Consider the following 25,354-nt stretch of genomic DNA (forward strand, 5'->3'; position numbering starts at 1 on the left):
CGCCGGTGCCACAGTGGACGTATGGACGGACTGCTGGCGCGAGGACGGGTCGCCACCCGGCTGCCCGCGCGGGATCTGGAGCGGGCCCGGCGCTTCTACGCCGAGGTGCTGGGGCTGGAGCCGGTGGACGAGCGGCCCGGTGGGCTGCTGTACCGCTGCGGGGGTGTGGACTTCGTGGTCTTCCGGTCCACCGGCGCCTCCCCCGGCACCTTCACGCAGATGGCGTTCGAGGTGGCCGACATCGAGGCGGTGGTCGCGGAGTTGCGGGCGCGGGGTGTCGCCTTCGAGGAGGTCGATTCCCCCGGCTTCCGCACCCAGGACGGCATCGCGGAGATCGAGGGCAACTACCCGAGCAAGGGAGCGCGGGGCGAGCGGGGCGCCTGGTTCCACGACAGCGAGGGGAATCTGCTGGGGGTGGGGGAACTCCTGTACTGAGCGAGGGCGTTGGGGCTGAGCGGGGGCGTTGGGGGCGTCGGGCGGGGAACCGGTCGGCCCGTTCCGCCGTCTCCGGGGGCGGGAGCCACGGGGGCTCCGCTCCGAGGGGGAACACCATGTCGTCGCTACGAGGTCCTTTCGCGCTCGCCGGGTGCGTGCTGGTGTCGGCCGTGCTGGTCGCGGGGTGCGGCACGGGCGGTTCGTCGTCCGCGCGGCACACGGCGGCGGGTCCTGCGGCACGCCCCGCGTCGCACACCTCGGCGGCCGTGACCACCCCGGCGGTCACCCCGGCCGATGTCCGTACGGCGCCCTCGCTCGACGGGGTCGCGGCGGCGAAGGGGGCCGGGCTCACCCAGGGCCACCGCTACTCGATCGCCCGGGGCTACCGTCCCGGCCGCACCCTCGTGGTCGAGGTCAACTGCCTCGGCCCCGGCACCCTCACCGTCCGCACCGGCCACGACACCAGCTTCCGCGCGCCTTGCCGACCCGGGGAATCCAGCCCCCTCCGCAACGAATACCCCGTCCACGGCTCCCCCGCCACCGCCGCCGTCCTCCACTTCACGGCCGACCCGGACGTGACGTACTCCTTCGCGGCGGGCTGGACGAACGGCCCTGCGGAGGGCTAGCGAGGGGCATCCGCAGGGTGGGGGGACTGTTCCGTCGGCCCGGCTCCACGCCGAGGCGCTCCTTCTCGTGCGGCAACCCGTTTGTCGTCGAGCAGGTCGAGATCGAAGGCACCCTCGGCCGCGGCGGCCCGGAGGCGGACGAGCGCCAGGGCCCGCCTGCGATACTCCAGCACTTCGCGCAGAGCGGTGTTCACGGTGTCCTTCTTGGTGCTGGTCCCGAGGGCCTGCGCGACGTCCGCGAGCAGTTCGTCATCGAGATCGATCACTGTGCGACTCATCCACCACACCTCCCGATATATCAAGCGCACCATCGAGTATGTACGCGGTTGCGCCGCGTGTGGACACAGAAGGGGCCACCGGAAATCCCGGTGACCCCCGGCCCTGCGGAACAGGCCCGCTACAGCACCGGCAGGTTCTTGCGGAGCTCGAACGCCGTGACCTCGCTGCGGTACTCCTCCCACTCCGACTTCTTGTTGCGGAGGAAGAAGTCGAAGACGTGCTCGCCGAGGGTCTCGGCGACGAGGTCGCTGCGCTGCATGAGGGCGAGGGCCTCGCCGAGGTTCTGCGGGAGGGGTTCGATGCCCATCGCGCGGCGCTCGGCGTCGGAGAGGGCCCAGACGTCGTCCTCGGCGCCCGGCGGAAGCTCGTAGCCCTCCTCGATGCCCTTGAGACCGGCGCCGAGGAGGAGGGCGTAGGCGAGGTAGGGGTTGGCGCCGGAGTCGAGGGAGCGGACCTCGACGCGGGCGGAGCCGGTCTTGCCGGGCTTGTACATGGGGACGCGGACCAGCGCGGAGCGGTTGTTGTGGCCCCAGCAGATGTACGAGGGTGCCTCGCCGCCCGCGCCCGCGGTGCGCTCGGAGCCGCCCCAGATCCGCTTGTAGGAGTTGACCCACTGGTTGGTGACGGCGGAGATCTCCGCCGCGTGCCGCAGCAGACCGGCGATGAAGGAACGCCCGACCTTGGAGAGCTGGAACTCGGCGCCGGATTCGTAGAAGGCGTTCCGGTCGCCCTCGAACAGCGAGAGGTGGGTGTGCATACCGCTGCCGGGGTGCTCGGAGAACGGCTTCGGCATGAACGTGGCCTGCACCCCCTGCTCCAGCGCGACCTGCTTCATGACCAGCCGGAACGTCATGATGTTGTCGGCGGTGGACAGCGCGTCGGCGTACCGCAGGTCGATCTCCTGCTGGCCGGGGGCGCCCTCGTGGTGCGAGAACTCCACCGAGATGCCCATCGACTCCAGCATGGTGATCGCCTGGCGGCGGAAGTCCATGCCGACGTTGGTCGGGGTGTGGTCGAAGTACCCGGAGTTGTCGGCCGGGGTCGGCCGGGAGCCGTCCAGCGGGCGGTCCTTGAGCAGGAAGAACTCGATCTCCGGGTGGGTGTAGAAGGTGAAACCCAGGTCGGAGGTGCGGGCCAGGGCGCGCTTGAGGACGTAGCGCGGGTCCGCGAAGGACGGGGAGCCGTCCGGCATCAGGATGTCGCAGAACATCCGGGCCGTGCCGGGGGTCTCCGCGCGCCAGGGCAGGACCTGGAACGTGGCGGGGTCCGGCTTGGCGATCATGTCGGACTCGTAGACGCGGGCGAAGCCCTCGATGGCGGAGCCGTCGAAGCCGATGCCCTCGTCGAACGCCTGCTCCAGCTCGGCCGGGGCCACGGCGACGGACTTGAGGAAGCCCAGCACGTCCGTGAACCACAGCCGTACGAACCGGATGTCGCGCTCCTCCAAGGTCCGGAGCACGAACTCCTGCTGCTTGTCCATCTTCCGCTTCCCCATCCTTGCTGGTCAGGCCGCCTCCGCCGCCAGGTGCCGGGTGGCGGTCGGGCACCCGAGCATCCCACCACAACACGGTTTCACCCGCGTTGCGTGCCTGGTTCGGGCCGGCGTCCACGGCCCGAAGGCCCGTCGTACGGCAGGTGTACCGCTGCTACTGCTCTGCGCCCCATCTTGCCCGCTCGGCGCCGTCTGTGTAATGGCCGAGGCCGTGGGCGGTGCCCGGCGCTCCGGGCTCACGGGGCCGACCCACGGCACCGGGGCGCACGGCCCCTACAGTCCCGCGCCCCCACCGTTTACGATCAGCGGGCCCCACCGCCCCGTCCACCCCACCGCGAAGGACATGCCTCATGGGTTCCGGCAAGAGCACCAGCACCACCGGGCGCCAGGCGCGCATAGAGGAGATGCGGCGCGCGGACCGGGCCCGCGAGCGGCGCAACCGGGTTCTGGTGATCGCCGCGTCCGTGGTGGTCGTGGCCGGTCTGGTCGTGGGCGGGACCGTGCTGGTGCGCCAGAACACGGACGGCGGCTCCGGTACGAAGGACTCGGCGGCCGGTGACGCCAAGGGCGGCGGCACCTCCGGGGACTCCGGGCACTTCACCACCGGCACGGACGGCGTGCGGGAGTGGTCCGGCAAGCTGTCCCGGAACCACGTGACGACCAAGGTGGCGTACCCGATGCACCCGCCCGTCGGCGGCAACCACAACCCGGTCTGGCTGAACTGCAACGGCGACGTCTACCGGGCCGCCGTGCCCGAGGTGAACGCGGTGCACTCGCTGGAGCACGGCGCGGTGTGGGTGACGTACACCGACAAGGCGGCGCGGGCGGACGTGGCCGCGCTCGCGGACAAGGTGAAGGCGACGCCGTACTCCCTGATGAGCCCGTACGCGGACCAGGACGCGCCGCTGACGCTGTCGGCGTGGGGGCACCAGGTGGCCGTGAAGAGCGCGAAGGACCCCGAGGTGGACAAGTTCTTCGCCGCGTACGTCCAGGGCGACCAGACCCCGGAGCCGGGGGCGTCCTGCACGGGCGGGGTCATGAAGTGAGCCTCGGGGACACGACGGACGCGGGCCGGTGCGCCGGACGGGTGAGGGCGGGGCGGCGATGAGGCGCGGGTTCGCCGGATGGGCGGCCGGGGTGGCCGCCGCCGTGCTGGTCGCGGGCGGCGCGGTGACGTACGCGGTCGCGGAGGACGGCGGCTCGGGTGCGCCGGTCCCGGCCGCGGAGTCGGCGGACGCCGGGTTCGCGCGGGACATGGCGGTGCACCACCAGCAGGCGGTGGAGATGTCGTACATCGTGCGGGACCGCACGCGGGACGCGGAGGTGCGGCGGCTCGCGTACGACATCGCGCAGACCCAGGCCAACCAGCGCGGGATGCTGCTGGGCTGGCTGGACCTGTGGGGGCGGCCGAAGGTGTCGGCGAAGCCGCCGATGACGTGGATGGGCATGGGCGACATGCCGCCGGGACAGGACGGCGCGCTGATGCCGGGCATGGCGACGAACACCGAGTTGAAGAAGCTGGGCACGCTCAACGGGCGTGCGGCGGAGGTCTTTTACCTCCAGTTGATGACCGAACACCACAGGGGCGGGGTGCACATGGCGTCCGCGTGCGCGGCGCGCTGCACGGTTCCGGCGGAGAAGCGGCTGGCGAGCGGGATGGTCCAATCCCAGTCGTCCGAGATCGAGTTGATGGCCGGAATGCTCAAGGCACGAGGTGCGCAAGCCCGTCCGTAACACCGCTCTGCGGAACAACGGGCCAAATCGCCCTACTCATCGGTTACTTGAACGTCTCTTGACCCTTCCGTTCCCCTGACATGAACGGATCATCGCAAGAGTTGCCCCCATCGTGTGATCCGTCCTCGGGCCGACGCCGCCGCGGGTCCGTGCCGACCGCACGACGTACGCACCACTACATGCATGCGCAACGCATCGCAGGGGGTTACATGAGAACCAATCGCGCCACTGTGCGCGCCGGTGTGAGCATGGCGGCGACGCTGCCCATGATCGCGGGCGCGCTGGCGCTCGGCATACCCGCGGCGCACGCCGCGGGTACGTCGGCCCGTCACGCCATCGCCGGTACCAAGCCGACGTGGGCGACCGCCAAGGCCGACAAGGGTGCCACCGCGAACAGCGCGCAGGTCTCCGCGCGGGTCTACCTCGCCGGTAAGGACGCGGCCGGGCTGGCCGCCTACGCCAAGGCCGTCTCCGACCCGTCGTCGGCGTCGTACGGCAAGTACCTGAGCGCCAAGGAGTCCAAGGCGCGCTTCGGGGCCACCACCGCGCAGGTCAAGGCGGTCACGTCCTGGCTGAAGTCGGCCGGTCTGAAGGTCACCGGGGTCACCGCGCACTACGTCGCCGTCTCCGGTGATGTCGCCGCCGCCGAGAAGGCGTTCGGCACCCAGATGCACAACTACGCCAAGGGGTCGAAGACCTACCGCGCCCCCCAGGCGACCGCCACGGTTCCGGCCGCCCTCCAGGGCACCGTGCTCACCGTGACCGGTCTGGACAGCGCGCCGCACAAGTCCGCCCACGACAGCACGACGCTGCCGGGTCCGGGCGCGGTGTTCAAGAACTCCGGCCCGTTCTCGTCGTACTACGGCTCCAAGGTCGCCTCGGACCTCCCGTCCGCCTACGGCCAGAAGATCCCGTACGCGATCAAGGGCTACACCGGCAAGCAGCTCCGCGCCGCCTACGGTGCGGGCAAGTACACCGGCAAGCACGTGCGCATCGCCATCACCGACGCGTTCGCCTCGCCGACCATCGCCTTCGACGCGGCCACGTACGCGAAGAAGAACGGTGACGCGGCCTGGAAGACCAGCCAGCTGCACCAGTCGCTGCCGGACTCGTACACCCACACGGGCACCGAGGAGGGCGGCTGCGACGCCTCGGGCTGGTACGGCGAGGAGACCCTCGACGTCGAGGCCGTGCACGCGGTCGCCCCGGCCGCGGACGTCACCTACGTGGGCGCCGCGTCCTGCTACGACGACGATCTGCTCGACTCGCTCAGCAAGGTCGTGGACAACCACCTGGCCGACATCGTCTCCAACTCGTGGGGCGACGTCGAGGCCAACGAGACGCCGGACCTGGCCGCCGCGTACGACCAGGTGTTCCAGTTCGGCGCGGTCCAGGGCATCGGTTTCTACTTCTCGTCCGGTGACGACGGCGACCAGGCCGCCGCCTCCGGTACGAAGCAGGTGGACACCCCGGCCAACTCGGCGTGGGTCACCGCGGTCGGCGGCACCTCGCTCGCCGTCGGCAAGGGCGACTCGTACCAGTGGGAAGCCGGTTGGGGCACCGAGAAGGCGTCGCTGGCGAAGAACGGCAAGAGCTGGGACGGGTTCCCCGGCCCGTTCACCTCGGGCGCGGGCGGCGGCACCAGCCGCAACGTGGCGCAGCCCGCGTACCAGAAGGGCATCGTCCCCAAGGGACTGGCCACTCTGTACAACAAGACCGGCAACCGTGTCGTCCCGGACATCTCGGCCGTCGCGGACCCGACCACCGGTTTCCTGGTCGGCCAGACCCAGGCGTTCCCCGACGGTTCGGAGAAGTACAGCCAGTACCGCATCGGCGGCACCTCGCTGGCCGCTCCGGTGATCGCCGCGGTGCAGGCGCTGGCCCAGGAGGCGCGCGGCGGCAAGGCGATCGGTTTCGCCAACCCGTCGATCTACAAGCGCTACGGGCAGAAGGGCGTCTTCCACGACGTCACGGACAACCCGGTCGGCCACGGCCTGGCCAACGTCCGCGTGGACTTCGCCAACGGCCTGGACGCGTCGCAGGGCCTGCTGACCTCCGTGCGCAGCATGGGCAAGGACAGCTCCCTGCACGCGGTCAAGGGCTACGACGACGTGACCGGCGTGGGTTCGCCCGCGGCGGGATACGTCAGCTCGTTCGCCAAGAAGTGACCCCGCGGGGGTTCGGCGGCAGCTGAGCCACGCGGAGGGGGCGTGGGGTCCAGGTGGACCCCACGCCCCCTTCTTCGCGTACGGGGGGGCGCGTTCGCCCGGCTCTGTAACAGCCGCGTGCCGATTGTCACGGATCCGTCCGCGGGTCCGGTTTTCTGAACTCCTTTCAGATGGGTTCCGTTTTTTGAGATGAGAGACCGGAAATTCCGGCTCCCACCGAAAGAATGCGGAGCTCATTCCATGAAGAAGAACCGTATTGTTCTCGCCGCCGCGTTGTCGGCGGGTGCGGCCCTGGTCATGACGGCCTGCGGCACGGGGGGCGCGGAGACCGACGGGGCGTCGGCCCGCACCTCCCCCTCGGTCGCGGCGACGGCCGGACACTCGGCCCACGAGGGCGGGAAGTCGGCCCACGAGGGCGGGAAGTCGTCGGACGGTGCGAAGGAGGAGATCACCACGAAGGACGGCGCCTCGGTGTTCGACGCCGCGCAGAGCGTCATCGACCGGGCCCGTGAGGACAGCGAGAGCGCCCCGCACCCGAGCATGGACGGCTGGTGGTTCTACCAGGACACCGGCTGGGGTGGCCACTTCGGCATGCAGGACGCGGGTGTGGCCGTCAACGCGCTGCCGCCGGAGGGCGTTTCGGGACCGGCCGCGAACGACTGGACCAGCTCCCTGGTGAACCAGAGCAGCGTCCCCCTGTGCGTGTACTCCGACAACGACTTCCAGGGCACGTCGCACTACTTCGCACCGGGCGCCGTGGTCCGCGACCTGAGCGTGTTCGGCCTCAACGACACGATCTCCTCGTTCCGCGCGTCCCCGGACCCGGCCAACGAGACCTGCTGACCCACGCGGAGCGTCATTCCCCGGAATACCGTTCGCCGGAATACCGGTGGCGGAATACCGGGCACGGAATACTGGTCCCGGAATAACGTTCGCCTCCCGCCGGAAAAGGGCTCGTCCGGCGGGAGGCGCACGCGCGACCGGTGACCGGCGGGGAATGCGGTGAATTCTCCGTGCGGGCTCGCCCACCGCGGAGCACTCGGGTGGACCGAGGCGCACGCCGGGGGCCGGGCGAGGCCCGACCCCCCATTGTGTCGGTGTGACGATTACACTGGGGGTGTGCCTCAACTTCGTATCGCACTGAATCAGATCGACGCGCGGGTGGGTGACCTCGGCGGGAACGCCGAGGCGGTCGTCCGGTGGGCGCGGCATTCCGCCGAGCGGGGGGCGCATCTCGCGGTGTTCCCCGAGATGGTGCTGACCGGGTATCCCGTGGAGGACCTAGCGCTCCGGTCGTCGTTCGTGGAGGCGTCGCGGGCGGCGCTGCACGGGCTGGCGGCGCGGCTGGCCGACGAGGGGATGGGTGAACTCCCCGTTTTGGTCGGCTACTTGGACCGCTCCGAGGTGGCGCGTCCGGTGTACGGGCGCCCGGCGGGGGCGCCGCGCAACGCGGGGGCGGTGCTGTACCGGGGCGAGGTCGTGCTGACCTTCGCCAAGCACCATCTGCCGAACTACGGCGTGTTCGACGAGTTCCGTTACTTCGTGCCCGGCGACACCATGCCGGTGGTGCGGGTGCACGGGGTGGACGTGGCCCTCGCCATCTGCGAGGACCTCTGGCAGGACGGCGGACGGGTCCCGGCGGCGCGGTCGGCGCGGGCCGGGCTGCTGGTCTCGATCAACGCCTCGCCGTACGAGCGGAACAAGGACGACACCCGGCTGGAGCTGGTCCGCAGGCGGGCCCGGGAGGCGGGGTGCACGACCGCGTATCTCGCCATGACCGGCGGCCAGGACGAGCTGGTCTTCGACGGGGACTCCCTGGTGGTCGGTGCGGACGGTCAAGTGCTGGCGCGTACACCGCAGTTCACCGAGTGGTGCGAGGTGCTGGACCTGGAGCTGCCCGCTGCCCTCGCGGACGCGCCGGAGGGCGTCGTGGACGACGGGCTGCGCATCGAGCGCGTCGTGCTGACCCCCGAGCCGCTGCCACCGTACGAGCCGGTGTACGCGGGTGCCCTCGCGGAGCCGCTGGACGACGACGCGGAGGTGTACGGCGCGCTGGTGGCCGGGCTGCGCGCGTACGTCGTGAAGAACGGGTTCCGCTCCGTGCTGATCGGGCTGTCCGGGGGCATCGACTCGGCGCTGGTCGCGGCGCTGGCGTGCGACGCGGTCGGCCCGGAGAACGTGTACGGCGTCGCCATGCCCTCCAAGTACTCCTCCGAGCACTCCCTCGGCGACGCGGCGGAACTCGCCCGGCGAACGGGGCTCAACCTCCGTACGGTGCCGATCGCGCCGATGTTCGACGCGTACATGGGGGCCACCGAGCTGTCCGGGCTCGCGGAGGAGAACCTCCAGTCCCGGCTGCGCGGCACCCTGTTGATGGCCCTCTCCAACCAGGAGGGCCACATCGTCCTGGCACCGGGCAACAAGTCCGAGCTGGCGGTGGGGTATTCGACGCTGTACGGGGATTCCGTGGGCGCCTACGGTCCCATCAAGGACGTGTACAAGACCTCGGTGTTCCAACTGGCCCGCTGGCGCAACCGCTTCGCGTCGGAACGGGGCGAGGTGCCGCCCATCCCGGAGAACTCCATCAGCAAGCCGCCCAGCGCCGAACTCCGCCCGGGCCAGGTGGACACGGATTCCCTGCCCGACTATCCGGTCCTGGACGCGATTCTGGAGTTGTACGTGGACCGGGACCGGGGGGCGGACGCGATCGTGTCCGCCGGGTTCGAGAAGGACCTGGTCACCAGGACCCTCCGCATGGTGGACACCGCGGAGTACAAGCGGCGCCAGTATCCGCCGGGCACGAAGATCTCCGCGAAGGGGTTCGGCAAGGACCGCAGGCTGCCGATCACGAACGGCTGGCGCGAGTCGCTCTGACCGTCCCGGTGCGGGGCGCGTGCGGAGCGGTGCGCGTACGCACCGGGCCGTGTGAGCACCGGGGCGCGTGCGGGCACCGTCACCGGTGTCCACCCGGCTCCGTCCCGTCCGGTGCGCGCCCTCATGTCGCCGTCGTGGTGCTCCGCCGTGCGCCGAGGTGTGCCGAGGCGTGGTGCCGGACGGCCTCCCTGACCTCCGGCGTGTTCCAGAGACCGGCGATCAGCGGGCCGGTGGCGGCGTCCGCCTCGATCCGCTCGACGGCGGGGCGGCGCAGTTGGCGCTTGGTCGTCGTGTAGACCGGTCCGGGGACGGCGCCGAGACGCGCGGCGACGGCGAGGGACTCGGTCAGGAGCGCGTCGGGGGTGACGACCTGGTCCACCAGCCCCAGCCGTTCGGCCTCGCGCGGGTCGAGGTACCGGCCGCCGAGGACGACGGACGTCGTCCGGCTGCCGAGGACGTGGCGCATCACCTCCAGCGCGGCCACCGGGAAGGGGACGCCCACGGCCAGTTCGACCAGTCCGGCGCTGCCGCCGGACATGAGCCGGACGTCGGCCGCCGCCGCCAGCACGAGTCCACCGGCGATGGCGTGGCCGTTCACCGCGGCGACCACGGGGTGGGGGAACTCGAAGACCGCCCGGACGGCGGCGCTCAGTCCGTCCAGCAGTTCCCCGGTGTAGGCCGGGCCGCCGGAGAGGACGCGGGCCAGGTCGATCCCGGCCGAGAAGGCGCGGTCGTTCCCGGTGAGGACGACCGGCTTCGGCTCGCGCGCGGCGAGGCGGGTGAACTCGGCGGCGACGGCGCGGCAGAGTTCGGCGTCGAGGGCGTTGACCTTCCCGTGGTCCAGGCGGACGACGGTGGCGGCCTCGGTCTCGGTGGTGGTGAGCATGGCTGGTGCCCCTCGTGGGTCGGATGGGGTGGCGCGGCCTTCCGCTCCGGTGCGCCGGAGCGTCGCGGGGTGGGCGGACCGGCTGCCGTCGAGTGCCCGGTACGCGGGGCCGACCTGGGCGGTTAGCCTGGTGCCGTGCCGAAGTCCGAGAACCGGAAGAGCCAGGGAGCCTCCACCCGCAGGCGTCTGCTGGAAGTCGCCGAGAAGCTGTTCGCCGAGCAGGGTGTGGGCTCTGTGTCGGTGCGGGCCATCAACTCCGCCGCGGGTTTCGGCCCGGCGGCGATCCACTACCACTTCGACTCCAAGCAGCGACTGCTGGAGGCGGTGCTGATGGATTTGGGGCAGGGAGTGAACGACCAGCTCGTCGCCGGTGCCGAACGGCTGGCGGCGCGGCCGGAGCCGCCGTCCGCCGAGGCGCTGGTCGCCCTGCTGACCGATCCGTACTTCGAGCTGACCGTCCGGGAGCCGGAGCGCGGGCCGCGGTGGATGAACATCGTGTGCCAACTGGCCAACGCCGACGACGAGTTGCTGTGGCGACTCGCCCAGGACAGCGTGGACGCGGTGCTGCCCCAGGTGATCCGTGCCTTTCCGGACGCGTCGCCCGAGCGGGTGGCGCTGCGCTGGAACTTCATGAGTGTCGCGGTCCTGTCCCTGCTCGGCAGCGCGACCGGCCAACGGCAGCGGGCGGCCGCGGCGGGGCTGGACTTCCGGAACGAGGTGGTGGTGTTCGCCGTCTCCTCCCTGCGGAGTCTGGGGAAGGAGTAGGAGTCCGCGGAACCGTCCGGCGGCCCTCAGGGGGCGTCACCGGTGCGTGGTTCCGTGCGGTGAGGCACCGCACGCAGGGCCTCGACGACGTCGTCCAGGGCCCGCGCTCCCTGGTCCAGCGCCGCGTACATCGACAGGAACCCGTGGAAGGTTCCGGGAAAGCGCCGGTGCGTGGTGCGCACTCCCGCGGCGGCGAGCCGGTGGGCGTAGCGTTCGAGCCCGTCCCGCATGGGGTCCACGGTCGCCGTGAGCACCAGTGCGGGCGGCAGGCCGGTGAGGTCGTCGGCGGACATCGGGCAGCAGTAGCCGGACTTCCGGTCGTCGGCCGTGGCGTACATGTCCCAGAACCAGTCCACGTCCTCGGCGGTGAGCAGCGGGAAGGAGCCCTCCGGGTTGGTCACCTCCGCCTGCGCACCGCCGTACGCGATGATCTGGAGAGCGAGGGCGGAGTCGCCGCGGTCGCGGTCCCTGAGGGCGACGGCGGCGGCGAGTGTGCCACCGGCGCTGTCGCCGCCGACCGCCAGCCGGGTGCCGTCGAAGCCCAGGGCGGTGCTGTTCGCCGCGGCCCAGTCCACGGCGGCGCAGGCGTCGTCGAACCCGGCCGGGTAGGGGTTCTCCGGTGCGAGCCGGTATCCGACGCTCATCACCACGGCGCCCGAGCGCACCGCGAGCGCCCGGCAGAGCGGGTCGCACTGCTCGATACCGCCCAGGGCGAATCCGCCGCCGTGGAACCAGACGAGGGCCGGTCGTTGCCCGCCCTCGCCGCCGGGGTGGTACACCCGCACCGGGACGACGCCCGCCGGGCCGGGGACGGAGACGTCGTGCACGGTGTACGGGTCGGGGCCCGGAGGCACCGGCCAGGCGTCCAGCGTCGCGCGGATCTCCCGGAGCGTAAGCGGGGAGCCCGACATGGGCAGGAAGCCGTCCGGAAGGACCTCGGTCAGGTGCCCGAGGAGTGCGGTGGCCTGGGTGTCGAGGCCGTGGTCGGTGGTCACCGCGCGCCTCCGGTCGTGGTCGCCGGACGGAGCGCCGTGCGGGCGCGGGCAGGGGGTGGCGTCAGGGTGTATGCGTCCGGGTCGAAGCGGCGTGCCCGCCACTGGTACTCGAAGGTGAAGCCGGGGAAGAGGACGACGTTGCGGCCGGCGTCGTCCTGGTAGTAGCTGTCGCAGCCGCCGCGCTCCCACACGGTCGAGGCGGAGCGTCGCCTGACCCAGCGTGTGTAGCGGGCCTCGTGCTCGGCGCGTACCTCCACCACGGCGATGTTCCGCCGGTCCATGACCCGGATCGCGTCGGCGATGTACCGGGCCTGGAGGTCGGCGAAGATCAGCACCGAACTCGCGCCGGTGGTGGCGTTGGGGCCCTGCATCAGGAAGAAGTTCGGGAACTCCGGGTGGGCCATGCCCAGGTAACCGCGGGGGCTGCCGTTCCAGGACTCGGCGAGGGTGCGCCCGCCCCGGCCGGTGATCCGGCGTGCGATGGGCGAGGTCCGCCCGATCTCGAAGCCGGTGTTGAGGACGATCGCATCGACGTCGGCCTCGGAGCCGTCCCCCGCGATCAGCGTGTGCCCCCGGACCTCGGTCAGGCCGCCGGTGTGCAGGGTGACGTTGGGCTGGGACATCGCCGGATAGAAGTCCGAGCTGAGCAGCGCGCGTTTGCAGCCGATCTCGAAGTCGGGGGTGAGCTTCTCGCGCAGTACCGGATCGGGTACCTGCCGGGCCAGGTGCCGCTTGGCCAGGCCGACGGCGGCGGAGCGTACGGGGCGGACGCGGCGGGCCGTGGCGAGGGCTTCGTAGGCCCAGTACAGAGCCGTCCGCTCGGCGCGCATCAGGCTCGGATGGCGGCGCAGGCGGCGCCGGGCGGCGTCCGTGATGGGCGCGTCGGGGCGGGGGGAGATCCAGGTGGGCGTGCGCTGGAAGACGTGCAGTCGGCCGGCGACGGGCTGGACGCGCGGGACGAACTGGATGGCGGACGCCCCCGTGCCGACGACCGCGACCCGCTCGCCCCGGAAGTCGTGCGTGTGGTCCCAGCGGGCCGAGTGGAAGACGGGGCCGGGGAAGGAGTCGAGACCGGGGATGCCGGGGATTCTGGGGTCGGCGACCAGTCCGGCGGCGGAGACGAGCAGGTCGCAGGTCAGGGTTCCGGCGCTGGTGCGGACCGTCCAGCGGTGCCGGGTGCCGTCCCAGTGGGCGCTCAGCACGTCGTGCCCGAACCTGATCCGGCCGCCCAGGTCGTGACGGTCGATCAGATCACGGGCGTAGCCGAGGAGTTCGGCGCCCGGAGCGAAGCGCCGCGACCAGTCCGGGTTGGGTGCCCGGCCGAGGTTGTAGAGCTTGGAGGGGACGTCCACGGCGACCCCCGGATAGTGGTTGTCGCGCCAGACCCCGCCGACGTCGTCGGCGCGCTCCAGCAGGACGAAGTCGTCGCGTCCGGCCAGGCGCAGTTCGATGGCGAGGGCGAGTCCGCTGAGTCCGGCGCCGATCAGCGCGATGCGGTGGTGGTGGGGCTCTCGGTTCGCGGTGTGGGTCGCGTCGGCGGTATCCCCGTCGGCGGACAGCTCGTGTCGATTCACAGAGACATCCAGGTGAGAGAGACGTGGAGGCGCTTTCACCGTAGATTTGGGTCCATCTCGTGTCAATCACTTGTTTCAAATACCTGATTGGTCAACCATGACGGTACTGCCCGTGGTGACGAGGAGGCCTCCATGACGCGACCGCTGCCCGACGTTCCCGCGCACCCGAGCACCATCGGCGGACTCCTCACCCGCTCGGCCCGCCGCCATCCGTCCCGCACGGCGCTGACCTTCGCCGGGCGCTCGTGGTCGTACGCGGAGCTGGACACCGCCGTGGGCCGCGTGGCGGCGGGGCTGCTCGGAGCCGGGCTGCGACCGGGCGACCGGGTGGCCGTCTTCGGCCGGAACTCGGACGCCTACCTGCTGCTCTTCCTGGGCTGCGCGCGGGCCGGACTGGTCCACGTGCCGGTCAACCACGGGGCGCGCGGCGCGGAACTCCGCCATCTGCTGACCCAGTCGTCCCCGGCGGCGATCTTCACGGACCCGGAGCTGTCACCGGAGGTGGACGCCCTGCCGGACCCGCCGGGCGCCGTGCTGCGCGGCTCGATCCTGGGCGGCGACGGCGCTCCCGACGTCCTGGCGTGGGCGGCCGACGGGAGCGCGGCGGTGCACGAGGAGACCGGAGTCGATGGCGGCCGTCTCGCGCAGATCCTCTACACGTCCGGCACCACGTCGCTGCCGAAGGGGGCGATGCTGACCCACCGCGCGCTGCTGCACGAGTACGTCTCCAGCACCCTCGCCCTGGATCTGACCGGCGACGACGTCGCCCTGCACGCGCTGCCGCTCTACCACTCGGCCCAGATGCACGTCTTCCTCGTGCCCTCCCTGGCGGCCGGTGCGACCAATCACCTGCTGTCCGCACCGGACCTGGACGAGATAGCGGCACGGGTCCGGCAGGAGCGCGTGACCTCGCTGTTCCTGCCGCCCACGCTGTGGGTGGCGGTCCTTCAGCGGCTCCGGTCCGGTGCGGGCGGCCTCGACACCCTGGGCAAGGCGTACTACGGCGCCTCGATCATGCCGACGCCGGTGCTGGAGGAACTCCGCGTGCTGCTTCCCTCGACCGGGTTCTACAACTGCTTCGGACAGTCCGAGATCGGCCCGCTCGCCACGGTGCTGCGCCCCGAGGAGCACGCGGAGCGGCCCGCCTCGGTCGGGCGGAGCGTGATGTTCGTGGAGGCTCGCGTGGTGGACCGGAACATGGTGGACGTCCCGCCCGGCACGGCCGGGGAGGTCGTCTACCGCTCGCCCCAACTGTGCTCGGGCTACTGGGACATGCCGGAGGAGACACAGGAGGCGTTCCGGGGCGGCTGGTTCCACTCGGGTGACCTGGCGGTCATGGACGAGCACGGATACCTGACGGTCGTGGACCGCATCAAGGACGTGGTCAACACCGGGGGTGTCCTGGTCGCGTCGCGGGAGGTCGAGGAGGTCCTCTACCAACATGCCGATGTCGGGGAGGTGGCGGTGGTGGGGGTGCCGCATCGGTACTGGATCGAGGCGGTCGTCGCCGCCGTGGTGCCCGCACGGGCGGCTGCCGGACGGTTCGACGCGCGGGCGCTGACCGATTTCGCGGCCGGGCACCTGCCGGGCCACAAGCGTCCCAAGCGGGTCGTGGTGCTCGACGCACTCCCGAAGAACGCCGCCGGGAAGATCCTCAAGCGCGAACTGCGCGACCTGCTCACCGACCGACTCGCCGACGGGACGGACGGATTCGGCGGGGAGACACGCCTCGGGTGAGGGCACGCGGGCCGGGGAGGCACCTGTCCCGGAGGGCCCGGTCCGGGAAGCGTCCCGGAGGGCCCGGTCCGGGCCCGGCCGCGTATCCGGGCGGGCCCGGACCGTCGGGCGCCCCGGGTGGGTACGGCCCCGTCCCGCGTCCCGCACACTCCGCCCGCCCGGTGGTCCCGGGCGGGCGGGGTGTGCGGCGCCGCCGGAGGGCGGGGACGGAGAGGGGGCGCGTACCCGGGGGCCGGGAGCGAGTTCAGGACACGGGGCCGACAGGGGCGAGCGCGTCCAGAAGCGCGGTCATGCGGGCCTCCACCATCGGCTTGATCATGTCGTCGGTGAAGATCCAGGGCGCGCGGTCGGTCTCGATCCCCGCCATGACGATCTCCCCCACCTCGTCCGGCGAGATGCCGCTGGAGACCAACGCGCGCATGGCGTCACGCCATTCGGCCATCTCCGGCGCCTCCTCGCCGCTCTCCCGGGCGACGAGCGAGGCGGAGTTGTTGACGATCCCCGTGGCGACGGCGGACGGGCACAGCACCGTGACCCCGATGCCGCGCGGAGCCAACTCCTCACGCAGCGACTCGGACATGCCGACCAGGGCGAACTTGGAGCCGTGGTAGAGGTAGCCGCCACCCTCCGGAACGAGTCCGGCGGCCGAGGAGGTGTTGACTATGTGCCCGGTGGCGCCCCGCTCCAGCATCCTCGGCAGGAACGTCTGGAGACCGTTGATGACGCCGCCCAGGTTGACGCCCATCACGAAGTCCCAGGACTCGTAGGACATCGCGTCCGCGGCGACACGCGTGCCGAGACCGGCGTTGTTGAACAGCAGCGAGACCGGGCCGAGTTCCTTCTCGGTCTCGTCCGCCACCCGTCGGAAGGCGTCGCGGTCGCGTACGTCGAGGACGTGGGCGCGCACGTCGCCGGGCTCGGCCGCCAGCGACGTGACCGCCTCGGCCAAGGCCCCCTCGTCCACGTCGGTGAGCGCGACGTTCACCCCGCGCCGGGCCAGAGCGCGGGCGATGCCGAGCCCGATCCCCTGTGCCGCACCGGTGACGAAAGCCGTTCTCCCTGCGAAGTCCTGCATGGTGGTACTCCGTTCGCGGGTTGGTTCGCGCACAGCCTGTACCGATCAACTGTTTCAATCGACTGTACTCCAGGGCAGGTGCGCGACCAAGGGGCACCGGGCCCCGGGGCACGTGGAGACACGGACCGGTCGCGGGAGGAGCTGCCGGACCGGAGTACGCCACGGCTCAGCGCGGGAGTGTGGCCACAGCGTCCTCGGGCACATGTGCCGACACCACACGTCCCACCGAGGCACGCTGTCCGTCCACCACACGGGCGACCGCCGCGACGCCGAGCCCCAGGACGGCGAGGCAGGCCCCCGTCACCGCCGGGGAGGTCACGCCGAAGCCCGCCGCCAGGGCCAGGCCGCCGATCCAGGCGCCGCCCGCGTTCGCCAGGTTGAAGGCGGCCTGGTTGGCGGAGGAGGCGAGGGAGGGGGCGGCGACCGCCTTCTCCATGACCATGAGCTGGAGGGGGCAGCCCGCCACGAACGCCGCCATGCCGAGCAGGGTGACCGCCACGGCCGCCGACCATTCTGCCCGCATCAGGAGCGGGAACAGCAGCAGGACCGCCACCAGGGCGGCGAGGCCGCCGAACAGGGTGCCGCGCATGGAGTGGTCGGCCAGGCGCCCGCCGAGGAGGTTGCCCGCGGTGGCGCCGACACCGAAGAGGGCCAGGATCAGGGTCACGCTGGACTCCGAGAACCCGGCGGCGTCCGTCAGCATCGGGGTGACGTAGCTGTACGCCGCGAAGAGGGCGCCGAAGCCCGCGACCGTCGTACCGAGGGCGAGCCAGACCGGCAGGGTGCGCAGGGCGGCGAGTTCGCCGCGCAGGCCGACGGCGGGGGCGTGGCCCCGGTCGCGCGGGACCAGCAGCACCAGGGAGGCGACGGCCGCGAGGCCGATCACACTGACGCCGAGGAAGGTGGCCCGCCAGCCGAGGTGCTGGCCGACGAGGGTGGCGACGGGGACACCCGCGATGTTGGCGACGGTGAGGCCCATGAACATCAGGGAGACCGAGCGGGCCTTGCGCTCGGGCGGGACCATGCCGGTGGCGACCACCGCTCCGACGCCGAAGAACGCCCCGTGCGGCAGCCCGCTGAGGAAGCGGGCGGCGAGCAGCGTCTCGTAGCCGGGGGCGAGCGCGGAGAGCGCGTTGCCGACGACGAACAGCACCATCAGGCCGACCAGGACCGTACGGCGCGGCAGCCGGGCGGTGAGGGCGGCCAGCAGCGGGGCGCCGATGACGACACCGAGCGCGTAGGCGGAGACGAGGTGTCCGGCGACGGGGATCGAGACGTGCAGGTCGCCCGCGACGTTGGGCAGGATTCCCATCATCGCGAACTCGGTCGTGCCGATGCCGAACGCGCCGACGGCCAGCGCGAGCAGGGCCAGGGGCATGGAGGAGCCTGTGCCTTTCCGGGGAGAGAGGTGTGCGGACGTCCGCCGGTGTGCGGGCGTCCGCCGGTGCACGGATGTGCGCCGGTGCGCGAATGTGCACCGATGTCCGGCCGACACGGTCCGTGGGTGTCCGGTGAACTGTATGTTCAGTCGCTGAACAAATTCTCTCAGGCCCGGTATTCCCGCGGGTTACGAGGGCGTGTCCAGTTGCACACGGGCCGCCACCGGAAGGTGGTCGCTGCCCGTGCGCGGTAGCGTCCAGGAGCTTTCCGGCTCCACGCCCCGCACCATGATCTGGTCGATCCGCGCCATCGGGAACGCCGCCGGCCAGCTGAAGCCGAACCCGCTGCCCGCCGCGCCCTGCGTGGAGCGGAGCTGGGAGGTGACCGCGTTCAGCGAACGGTCGTTCATCGTACCGTTGAGGTCACCGAGCAGGATGACCCGCTTCAGCGGCTCGTCCGCGATGGCCTCGCCCAGCGCGTCCGCGCTGATGTCCCGCTGCCGGGCGGTGAACCCGGCCTCCACCTTCACCCGTACCGAGGGCATGTGGGCGACGTACACCGCGACCGGCCCCTCGGGTGTGGTCACGGTCGCGCGCATGGCCCGCTTCCAGCCGAGCTTGATGTCCACCGAACGCACGTCCTGCATCGGGTACTTGCTCCACAGGCCGACCGTGCCCACCACCGCGTGGTACTTGTACTCCGGCGCCAACGCGTCGTCGTACACCGACACCTCACCGGCGGGCACCTCCTCCAGGGCGAGCAACTGGGCGCCGGAGGCGGCGACTTCGCGGGCGGTACCGGCCGGGTCGGCGTTCCCCGCGTTCACGTTGTGGGTGGCCACCATCAGGTCCCCGCCGGTGCCCGACTTGTCGGTGACCAGCCCGCCGAACAGGTTCACCCAGACGACGGCCGGGACCAGCACCGCGATCAGCGCGGTCGCGGACCGCCGGACCAGCGCGAGCACCAGCAGCACCGGGACGGCCAGACCCAGCCACGGCAGGAACGTCTCGGTGAGGCTGCCGAGGTTGCCGACCCGGTTCGGGATGCGCGAGTGCGCCACCATCACCAGCGCGCACAGCAGGGCGAGTACGGCGAGGACGATGCCCCGCCGCCACACCCGCCGGTCGCCGCGCCAGCCGTCGGACAGCCGGTGGAGCAGGCGTCGGAGCCGGGAGCCGCGCCGCTCGGGACCCGAGCCGTCGTTGTCCGTCTCCGTCATGTACGCCTGCTGCGCCATACCGCCGCCTCACTGCCCGCCGTGCACACCGTCGCCCCCCGTGTTCCTTCAGAAGGACCCTAGGGGATGACCGGCTCCGATCCCGCCGTCCCATGACGGCCGTACGGAACTCGATGACGATCAGGGCGGGGGCTCGGGTTCCGGTGAACGGCCCGGCGGCGACTTCTGTGACGAAACCCGCACATCAGCGGCGCCGCGAACCTGTGCGGGGGCTGTGGGTCTCCCGCCGGTGGACGACGACTTGGCGGTGCGCGGCTCGCCTGTGTGCGGCCCACCCATGTGCGAACGGCCTGTGTGCGGCCCACCTATGTGCGAAGCGCACATGTACGAAGCCCACATGTGCGGCTCACCCATGTGCGGAGGCCCCGTGTGCGGCCCACCCATGTGGTGCCCGCACATGTCGCACCTGTCCTACGACTCCCCCGCACGCCCCGTCGGCGCCAGCCCCGTCAGCACGTTGTCCACGATCCGCTCCGACAGCCCCTCGGGGAGATCCGCGTCGCGTTCCAGGACCGAGCGGACCAGCATGGGGCCGACGAACATGTCGAGCGCGAGGGAGGGGTCGATGTCGGCGCGGATCTCGCCGCTCGCCTGGCCCCGGCGCAGGACGGCGAGGCCGAGGGCGCGGCGCGGGGCGACAACGTTCTCGTGGTACGCCGACCAGACCTTGGGGCTGCACTTCATCTGGACGTACACGTTGTGCAGCAGCGCGGAGGAGCGGCTGGCGAGCCCGCGCCTGCGGAGGTTCTCCAGCAGGGCGACGAGGTCGTCCCGTACGGAGGTGCCGGGGAGGCGGAGGTCGTCGGGTTCGGCGGCCCGCATGACCTCGACGAACAGTTCCTCCTTGCCGCTCCAGCGGCGGTAGATCGTGGCCTTGCCGACACCGGCCGTGCGGGCGACGCGCTCGATGGAGACATCGGCGAGGGGTACGCCGTCCTCCAGGAGCTTCATCACGCCCTCCACGATGGCGTGCTCCACCGCCTCGCTGCGGGGGCGGCCCCGAGCGGGACCCTCGGGCCGCGCGGAACCCTCGGCCCGCCCGGCCCCGTCGGCCCGAGCGGGCCCCGGCCGGGTACGGGGGGTGGCGTCGGCGTCTGCGTCGGCAAGACTCACGTGTTCCGTCCTTTCGCTGCGCTGCGGGAATTGTCCCGCAGCACCCCTCCTCCCCCCTCCCGGACTCCCCTGGCCGGACCCTCCTTCGGGTGAACCCGCCGTCACTCGGCGGCGGACACCAGCTCGGCCTCCCGCTTCTCCGGTCCGCCGCCCGCCGTCTGCCTGCCCGGTAGGAACAGCGCGGTGACGACGGCGCCGACCAGCGCCACGCCCGTACCGCACAGGGCGGTGACGTGCATGGCGTGCAGGAACGCGTCGTTGGCCGGGGTGATCAGGGCCTGGCCGCGCGGACCGAGCTTCTCCGCGACGCCGAGGGTGGCCTCGATGGACTCACCGGCGACACCGCGCAGCCCGGCCGGGAGGGCGCCGAGCTTGTCCTCGATGCCGTTGCGGTAGGCGGTGGAGAGCACCGAGCCGAGTACGGCGATGCCGAGGGCGCCGCCGACCTGGCGGAAGGTGTTGCTCAGCGCGGAGGCGGAACCGGCCTTCTCGCGGGGCAGCGCCTGCATGATGACGACCGAGGTGGGCGTCATGATGTGCGCCATGCCGGTGCCCATCAGGAAGAAAATGATCTCCAGCAGCCAGATCGGGGTGTCCGTCTCGAAGGTGGCGAACAGCCCGAGCATGGCCGCCATCAGCACCAAGCCGAACGTGGTGACGGCCCGGTTGCCGAACCGCTCGACGACCAGCCGGGCACGCGGCGCGAAGATCATCTGCGCGGCGGCCAGCGGGAGCATCAGCAGGCCGGACTCCAGCGGGGAGTAGCCGCGCACGCTCTGCGTGTAGAAGACGGAGAAGAAGGTGACGCCCATCAGCGCGAAGAAGACCAGCGCGATGGCGGCCATCGCGGCCGAGAACACCCTGTTCCTGAAGTACCTGACGTCCAGCGACGGGTGGTCGCTGCGCTTCTCGAACAGAACGAACGCGATGAGGACGACGACCCCGGCGCCGACGGTGGCCAGCACCTTCGGGTCGGTGAAGTCGGCCAGCTCGCCGCCCTTGATGATGCCGTAGACCAGCAGGACCAGTCCGACGACGGAGAGCACCACGCCGACCGGGTCGAGACGGCCGGGCCTGGAGTCGCGGGAGTCCGGGACGAGCCAGACCATCAGCACCAGCGCGAGGACCACGATCGGCACGTTGATGAGGAAGACCGAGCCCCACCAGAAGTGGTCCAGCAGCAGGCCGCCGGTGATCGGGCCGATGGCGATGCCGAGGCCGACGCCGCCCGCCCAGATGCCGATCGCCTTGGGCTGCTCCTCGCGCTCGAAGACGTTCATCAGCACGGCGAGCGTGGCGGGCATGACGAACGCGGCACCGAGGGCCATCAGCGCGCGGTAGGCGATGAGCTGGTTCGGGGAACCGGACTCGGCGGCGAGCGCGGAGCCGATGCCGAACACCGCGAGACCGCCGAGCAGGACCTTCTTGCGGCCCAGCCGGTCACCGATGAGCCCGGAGGTGAACAGCAGGCCCGCGAAGACCAGGGTGTACGAGTTGATCGCCCACTCGATCTCGCTCTGCGTGGCGCCCAGGCCGGTGGGCGCCGGGGTCGAGATCGTCTTGATGGCGACGTTCAGGATCGAGTTGTCGAGCACCACGATGAGCAGGCTCAGCATCAGGACGCCGAGGATCGCCCAGCGGCGCCTGTGGACTGCCTCGGGTATTCGGGAGGCAGGGACGGGACTAGTCATGGGGCAGAGCGTAGATCCTTTCCGATACGGAACCGTCTCGTATCGGATTTTCTTTACCAAGCCCTTACGCCGACCCCCCTCCCCGGCCCCTCCCTCGCTCCCCTCCGGCCCCCTCCGCGTCTCCCCTGGCCTCTCCCTGGCCCCTCCCTGGCCCCTCCCCCGGCCCCCTCCGCGCCCCCTCTGGCCCTCCGTGGCACGAAGTGCCACCATGTACTCGGTCCGGGGACGCCGTGAGGGCGCCTCGAGATGACGTGAGGAGCCGTGTCATGACGCAGCTTTCCGCTGCCCAGAACGCGCAGAGCACCACCACCGCCTCCGACGCCAACAGGGCGCTGTACGGGGGCAAGACCAACCGCCGCGTCACCGTCCGCGACATCGGCCTCGCCAAGGAGCGCGGCGAGAAGTGGCCGATGCTCACCGCCTACGACGCGATGACCGCGTCCGTCTTCGACGAGGCCGGCATCCCGGTGATCCTGGTCGGCGACTCGGCGGGCAACTGCCACCTCGGGTACGACACGACGGTGCCCGTCACCCTGGACGAGATGACGATGCTGGCGTCCGCCGTGGTGCGTGGCACCAAGCGCTCGCTGATCGTCGCCGACCTGCCCTTCGGGTCGTACCAGGAGGGTCCCGTGCAGGCGCTGCGCTCCGCGACCCGGCTGGTCAAGGAGGCCGGGGCGGGCGCGGTGAAGCTGGAGGGCGGCGAGCGCTCGCACGAGCAGATCCGGCTGCTGGTGGAGTCCGGCATCCCGGTGATGGCGCACATCGGCCTGACCCCGCAGTCCGTCAACGCGATGGGCTACCGCGTACAGGGCCGGGGCGAGGAGGCCGCGCAGCAGATGCTGCGGGACGCCAAGGCCGTCCAGGACGCGGGCGCGTTCGCGGTCGTCCTGGAGCTGGTCCCGGCCGAGCTGGCCGCCGAGGTGACGCGGACGCTGCACATCCCGACCGTCGGCATCGGCGCGGGCGCGGAGACCGACGCGCAGGTCCTGGTGTGGACGGACGCGCTGGGTCTGACGCCGGGCCGGGTGCCGAAGTTCGTCAAGAAGTACGCGGATCTGCGCACGGTCATGACCGACGCGGTGCGGGACTTCGCCCAGGACGTCGTCGGCGGGACGTTCCCGTCGGAGGAGCACTCCGTCCACTAGGACCCGTACGTGAGGGGGACGGCCGCAGGCCCGGTCCGTCCCCCGCCCGAGCCACTGTGGCACCACCCACCGGCCCGCCGATCTTCCCCCTGTCGGCGGGCCGGTCCACGTCCCGGCGTCCCTCGCGCCACGGGCGGACCGACAGCCGCCCGACAGCCGGACAGCGGTCGTACGAGCCGCTGTCGGCGGCCTGTCGGTGGTCTGTCGGTGGGGCCTGGCACTGTGTGCTGCATGACGCGAATCGACGACGACCCCGTGGGCGGCGCCTCCGCCGCCGTGACCGTGCGGGGGCTGGTCAAGCACTACGGCGAGACCAAGGCACTGGACGGCGTGGACCTGGACGTGCGCGAGGGCACCGTGATGGGGGTGCTCGGCCCGAACGGCGCGGGCAAGACCACCCTGGTGCGCATCCTGTCCACGCTGATCACCCCGGACTCCGGGCGGGCCCACGTGGCCGGGTACGACGTGCTCAGCCAGCCCCGTCAGCTCCGCCGGGTGATCGGCCTGACCGGGCAGTACGCCTCGGTGGACGAGAAGCTGCCGGGCTGGGAGAACCTGTACATGATCGGGCGGCTGCTGGACCTGTCCCGCAAGGACGCCCGCACCCGTGCGGACGAGCTGCTGGAGCGGTTCTCGCTGACCGAGGCGGCCCGGCGCCCGGCGAGCACCTACTCGGGCGGTATGCGGCGGCGGCTGGACCTGGCCGCTTCCATGATCGGCCGCCCGCAGGTGCTGTTCCTGGACGAGCCGACCACCGGCCTGGACCCGCGCACCCGCAACGAGGTGTGGGACGAGGTCAAGGCGATGGTCGGTGAGGGGGTCACCGTGCTGCTGACCACCCAGTACATGGAGGAGGCCGAGCAGTTGGCGTCCGAGCTGACCGTGGTGGACCGGGGGAAGGTCGTCGCGGGCGGCCGGATCGAGGAGCTGAAGGCGAAGGTCGGCGGGCGCACGCTCCGGGTCCGCCCCGTCGATCCGCTCCAACTGCGCCCGCTGGCGGACATGTTGGACGAGCTGGGCATCACCGGGCTGGCCACCACCACGGTGGACGACCGGACCGGGACCCTGCTGGTGCCGGTGCTCAGCGACGAGCAACTGACCGCCGTGGTGGGCGCGGTGACCGCGCGCGGCATCACGATCTCCGCCATCACCACCGAACTGCCCAGCCTGGACGAGGTGTTCCTGTCGCTCACCGGCCACCGTGCCAGTGCGCCGCAGGAGGCCGTGCCCGCCGACGTTCCCGAGGAGGTCGCCGTATGAGCGCCGCCCCCACCGCCACCGCCCCCGCCCCGGCCGCCGCGACCGCCGTGGCCCGTCCGGGCTCGGCGCCGGACGCCCGTATCCCGCTGCGCTCGCACGTGCGGCACACCGGCGCGCTGGTCCGCCGCAATCTGCTGTGGATCCGCCAGGACCCGGAGTCGATGTTCGACGCCCTTCTGATGCCGATCGTGTTCACCCTGCTGTTCGTGTACGTCTTCGGCGGCTCGATCGGCCAGGCGCTGGGCGGCGGCCAGGAGCGGTACGTGCAGTACGTCATCCCCGGCATGCTGGCGATGATGAGCATGACGCTGTCGCAGGCGGTCGGCACCGGGTTCAGCCAGGACTTCAACAGCGGGGTGATGGACCGGTTCCGCTCGCTGCCGATCGGGCGCGGCTCGGTGCTGTTCGCCAAGATCACCGTCGAGCTGGCGCGCATGCTGTTCGCCACCGTGGTGCTGATGATCGTCGCGGTGCTGGTCGGTTTCCACATCGACAACTGGACCGGGCTCATCGCCACCGTGGGGCTGTCGGCGCTGTTCGCGTCGTCGATCATGTGGGTGTTCCTGGTGCTGGGCGTGATCATGAAGAACGCGCAGTCGGTGCAGGCGATGGGCTTCCTGGTGCTGTTCCCGCTCCAGTTCGGCTCGTCCATCTTCGCGCCGACCCAGTCGATGCCGGGCTGGCTCCAGGCGTTCACCGACTACAACCCGCTCTCCACGCTGGCCGACGCGGCACGCGGTCTGATGATCGGCGGCCCGGTGGCGCACGACCTGTGGGTGACGGTGATCTGGTCGGTGGCGATCACGGCGGTGATGGGCCCGGTCGCCATCCACAAGTTCCGTACGAAGACGTGACGTTGCTCCGCCGCTCCGGTCACTGATCCGG

21 protein-coding genes and 1 pseudogene are annotated in these 25,354 nt (G+C 71.5%); 12 read left to right on the top strand and 10 right to left on the bottom strand.

Annotated elements, in window-relative coordinates; translation table 11 throughout:
- Nucleotides 1-21 precede the first annotated feature (21 nt).
- Together KUM39_RS04705 and KUM39_RS04710 are read left to right on the top strand one after the other, a co-directional pair.
- Nucleotides 22-435, top strand: a complete 414-nt coding sequence (locus KUM39_RS04705) for a VOC family protein (RefSeq protein ID WP_217784093.1) — start codon at nt 22-24, stop codon at nt 433-435.
- Between the two features lie 116 nt (nt 436-551).
- The gene (locus tag KUM39_RS04710) at nt 552-1,061 is read left to right on the top strand and encodes a hypothetical protein (protein WP_217784094.1); all 510 of its coding nucleotides are present in this window, start codon (nt 552-554) and stop codon (nt 1,059-1,061) included.
- Here the strand turns inward: KUM39_RS04710 and KUM39_RS04715 are convergent.
- On the bottom strand, nt 1,058-1,339 hold the full coding sequence (locus KUM39_RS04715) for a type II toxin-antitoxin system VapB family antitoxin (RefSeq protein WP_217784095.1): 282 nt from the start codon (nt 1,337-1,339) through the stop codon (nt 1,058-1,060). The two genes, KUM39_RS04710 and KUM39_RS04715, sit on opposite strands and share 4 nt — an antisense overlap.
- A 119-nt stretch (nt 1,340-1,458) precedes the next feature.
- Nucleotides 1,459-2,820, bottom strand: coding sequence for a gamma-glutamylpolyamine synthetase GlnA2 (glnA2, locus tag KUM39_RS04720; RefSeq protein ID WP_217784096.1), 1,362 nt, complete (start codon nt 2,818-2,820; stop codon nt 1,459-1,461).
- Nucleotides 2,821-3,182: 362 nt separating this feature from the next.
- Here glnA2 and KUM39_RS04725 point away from each other — a divergent pair, with 362 nt between their 5' ends.
- The 5 genes from KUM39_RS04725 to KUM39_RS04745 all read left to right on the top strand — a co-directional run bounded on the left by KUM39_RS04725 (nt 3,183) and on the right by KUM39_RS04745 (nt 9,608).
- Nucleotides 3,183-3,878: a thioredoxin-like domain-containing protein gene (locus tag KUM39_RS04725; RefSeq protein ID WP_217784097.1), complete on the top strand. Its 696-nt coding sequence runs from the start codon at nt 3,183-3,185 to the stop codon at nt 3,876-3,878.
- A 58-nt stretch (nt 3,879-3,936) separates the two neighbouring features.
- Nucleotides 3,937-4,566 (top strand): DUF305 domain-containing protein, encoded by a 630-nt coding sequence (locus KUM39_RS04730; protein WP_217784098.1) that lies wholly within the window; start codon nt 3,937-3,939, stop codon nt 4,564-4,566.
- 209 nt (nt 4,567-4,775) lie between these two features.
- Entirely contained in the window at nt 4,776-6,734 is a 1,959-nt protein-coding gene (locus KUM39_RS04735; protein ID WP_246619587.1) for a S53 family peptidase, read from the top strand.
- A gap of 240 nt (nt 6,735-6,974) precedes the next feature.
- Nucleotides 6,975-7,577 carry a peptidase inhibitor family I36 protein gene (locus tag KUM39_RS04740; protein ID WP_217784099.1) on the top strand — a complete coding sequence of 201 codons (603 nt, stop codon included), beginning with the start codon at nt 6,975-6,977 and terminating at the stop codon, nt 7,575-7,577.
- 276 nt (nt 7,578-7,853) lie between these two features.
- Nucleotides 7,854-9,608 carry an NAD+ synthase gene (locus KUM39_RS04745; RefSeq protein WP_217784100.1) on the top strand — a complete coding sequence of 585 codons (1,755 nt, stop codon included), beginning with the start codon at nt 7,854-7,856 and terminating at the stop codon, nt 9,606-9,608.
- Between the two features lie 121 nt (nt 9,609-9,729).
- Here KUM39_RS04745 and KUM39_RS04750 read toward each other — a convergent pair whose 3' ends face one another.
- A complete protein-coding gene (locus KUM39_RS04750; protein WP_217784101.1) occupies nt 9,730-10,494 on the bottom strand; it encodes an enoyl-CoA hydratase/isomerase family protein in 765 nt (254 codons plus the stop codon).
- 135 nt (nt 10,495-10,629) lie between these two features.
- Here KUM39_RS04750 and KUM39_RS04755 point away from each other — a divergent pair, with 135 nt between their 5' ends.
- Entirely contained in the window at nt 10,630-11,259 is a 630-nt protein-coding gene (locus KUM39_RS04755; protein WP_217784102.1) for a TetR/AcrR family transcriptional regulator, read from the top strand.
- 26 nt (nt 11,260-11,285) lie between these two features.
- Here the strand turns inward: KUM39_RS04755 and KUM39_RS04760 are convergent, their stop codons facing one another.
- A complete protein-coding gene (locus tag KUM39_RS04760; protein ID WP_217784103.1) occupies nt 11,286-12,254 on the bottom strand; it encodes an alpha/beta hydrolase in 969 nt (322 codons plus the stop codon).
- Nucleotides 12,251-13,828, bottom strand: coding sequence for a flavin-containing monooxygenase (locus tag KUM39_RS04765; protein ID WP_217784104.1), 1,578 nt, complete (start codon nt 13,826-13,828; stop codon nt 12,251-12,253). The genes KUM39_RS04760 and KUM39_RS04765 overlap by 4 nt, the downstream gene beginning before the upstream one ends.
- A gap of 132 nt (nt 13,829-13,960) precedes the next feature.
- Here KUM39_RS04765 and KUM39_RS04770 point away from each other — a divergent pair, with 132 nt between their 5' ends.
- Complete coding sequence (locus KUM39_RS04770) at nt 13,961-15,565, top strand: fatty acyl-CoA synthetase (protein WP_217784105.1); 1,605 nt, start codon at nt 13,961-13,963, stop codon at nt 15,563-15,565.
- 244 nt (nt 15,566-15,809) lie between these two features.
- Here the strand turns inward: KUM39_RS04770 and KUM39_RS04775 are convergent, their stop codons facing one another.
- The 5 genes and pseudogenes from KUM39_RS04775 to KUM39_RS04795 all read right to left on the bottom strand — a co-directional run bounded on the left by KUM39_RS04775 (nt 15,810) and on the right by KUM39_RS04795 (nt 22,061).
- The gene (locus KUM39_RS04775) at nt 15,810-16,640 is read right to left on the bottom strand and encodes an SDR family NAD(P)-dependent oxidoreductase (protein ID WP_217784106.1); all 831 of its coding nucleotides are present in this window, start codon (nt 16,638-16,640) and stop codon (nt 15,810-15,812) included.
- A 166-nt stretch (nt 16,641-16,806) separates the two neighbouring features.
- Nucleotides 16,807-18,018, bottom strand: coding sequence for an MFS transporter (locus KUM39_RS04780; RefSeq protein WP_217784107.1), 1,212 nt, complete (start codon nt 18,016-18,018; stop codon nt 16,807-16,809).
- A gap of 189 nt (nt 18,019-18,207) precedes the next feature.
- Nucleotides 18,208-19,156, bottom strand: a pseudogene (locus KUM39_RS04785) (endonuclease/exonuclease/phosphatase family protein).
- Between the two features lie 512 nt (nt 19,157-19,668).
- Nucleotides 19,669-20,370, bottom strand: a complete 702-nt coding sequence (locus KUM39_RS04790; protein ID WP_308288037.1) for a TetR/AcrR family transcriptional regulator — start codon at nt 20,368-20,370, stop codon at nt 19,669-19,671.
- Nucleotides 20,371-20,471: 101 nt separating this feature from the next.
- On the bottom strand, nt 20,472-22,061 hold the full coding sequence (locus KUM39_RS04795; RefSeq protein WP_217784109.1) for an MFS transporter: 1,590 nt from the start codon (nt 22,059-22,061) through the stop codon (nt 20,472-20,474).
- 266 nt (nt 22,062-22,327) lie between these two features.
- Between KUM39_RS04795 and panB the strand changes: the two genes are divergently transcribed.
- The 3 genes from panB (at nt 22,328) to KUM39_RS04810 (ending at nt 25,323) form a co-directional block, all read left to right on the top strand.
- On the top strand, nt 22,328-23,209 hold the full coding sequence (gene panB, locus KUM39_RS04800; RefSeq protein WP_217784110.1) for a 3-methyl-2-oxobutanoate hydroxymethyltransferase: 882 nt from the start codon (nt 22,328-22,330) through the stop codon (nt 23,207-23,209).
- A 231-nt stretch (nt 23,210-23,440) separates the two neighbouring features.
- The gene (locus tag KUM39_RS04805) at nt 23,441-24,469 is read left to right on the top strand and encodes an ATP-binding cassette domain-containing protein (RefSeq protein ID WP_217784111.1); all 1,029 of its coding nucleotides are present in this window, start codon (nt 23,441-23,443) and stop codon (nt 24,467-24,469) included.
- Nucleotides 24,466-25,323, top strand: a complete 858-nt coding sequence (locus KUM39_RS04810) for an ABC transporter permease (protein ID WP_217784112.1) — start codon at nt 24,466-24,468, stop codon at nt 25,321-25,323. The genes KUM39_RS04805 and KUM39_RS04810 overlap by 4 nt, the downstream gene beginning before the upstream one ends.
- Nucleotides 25,324-25,354: the final 31 nt, after the last annotated feature.

This window comes from Streptomyces corallincola (assembly GCF_019104725.1).
Classification (GTDB): Bacteria; Actinomycetota; Actinomycetes; order Streptomycetales; family Streptomycetaceae; genus Streptomyces; species Streptomyces corallincola.

What these genes read in the sequence shown, in the direction of transcription:
- KUM39_RS04705 (WP_217784093.1), top strand. Translation starts at nt 22, where the DNA reads ATGGACGGACTGCTGGCGCGAGGACGGGTCGCCACCCGGCTGCCCGCG.
- KUM39_RS04710 (WP_217784094.1), top strand. Translation starts at nt 552, where the DNA reads ATGTCGTCGCTACGAGGTCCTTTCGCGCTCGCCGGGTGCGTGCTGGTG.
- KUM39_RS04715 (WP_217784095.1), bottom strand. Translation starts at nt 1,339, where the DNA reads ATGAGTCGCACAGTGATCGATCTCGATGACGAACTGCTCGCGGACGTC.
- glnA2 (WP_217784096.1), bottom strand. Translation starts at nt 2,820, where the DNA reads ATGGACAAGCAGCAGGAGTTCGTGCTCCGGACCTTGGAGGAGCGCGAC.
- KUM39_RS04725 (WP_217784097.1), top strand. Translation starts at nt 3,183, where the DNA reads ATGGGTTCCGGCAAGAGCACCAGCACCACCGGGCGCCAGGCGCGCATA.
- KUM39_RS04730 (WP_217784098.1), top strand. Translation starts at nt 3,937, where the DNA reads ATGAGGCGCGGGTTCGCCGGATGGGCGGCCGGGGTGGCCGCCGCCGTG.
- KUM39_RS04735 (WP_246619587.1), top strand. Translation starts at nt 4,776, where the DNA reads ATGAGAACCAATCGCGCCACTGTGCGCGCCGGTGTGAGCATGGCGGCG.
- KUM39_RS04740 (WP_217784099.1), top strand. Translation starts at nt 6,975, where the DNA reads ATGAAGAAGAACCGTATTGTTCTCGCCGCCGCGTTGTCGGCGGGTGCG.
- KUM39_RS04750 (WP_217784101.1), bottom strand. Translation starts at nt 10,494, where the DNA reads ATGCTCACCACCACCGAGACCGAGGCCGCCACCGTCGTCCGCCTGGAC.
- KUM39_RS04770 (WP_217784105.1), top strand. Translation starts at nt 13,961, where the DNA reads ATGACGCGACCGCTGCCCGACGTTCCCGCGCACCCGAGCACCATCGGC.
- KUM39_RS04775 (WP_217784106.1), bottom strand. Translation starts at nt 16,640, where the DNA reads ATGCAGGACTTCGCAGGGAGAACGGCTTTCGTCACCGGTGCGGCACAG.
- KUM39_RS04780 (WP_217784107.1), bottom strand. Translation starts at nt 18,018, where the DNA reads ATGCCCCTGGCCCTGCTCGCGCTGGCCGTCGGCGCGTTCGGCATCGGC.
- KUM39_RS04795 (WP_217784109.1), bottom strand. Translation starts at nt 22,061, where the DNA reads ATGACTAGTCCCGTCCCTGCCTCCCGAATACCCGAGGCAGTCCACAGG.
- panB (WP_217784110.1), top strand. Translation starts at nt 22,328, where the DNA reads ATGACGCAGCTTTCCGCTGCCCAGAACGCGCAGAGCACCACCACCGCC.
- KUM39_RS04805 (WP_217784111.1), top strand. Translation starts at nt 23,441, where the DNA reads ATGACGCGAATCGACGACGACCCCGTGGGCGGCGCCTCCGCCGCCGTG.
- KUM39_RS04810 (WP_217784112.1), top strand. Translation starts at nt 24,466, where the DNA reads ATGAGCGCCGCCCCCACCGCCACCGCCCCCGCCCCGGCCGCCGCGACC.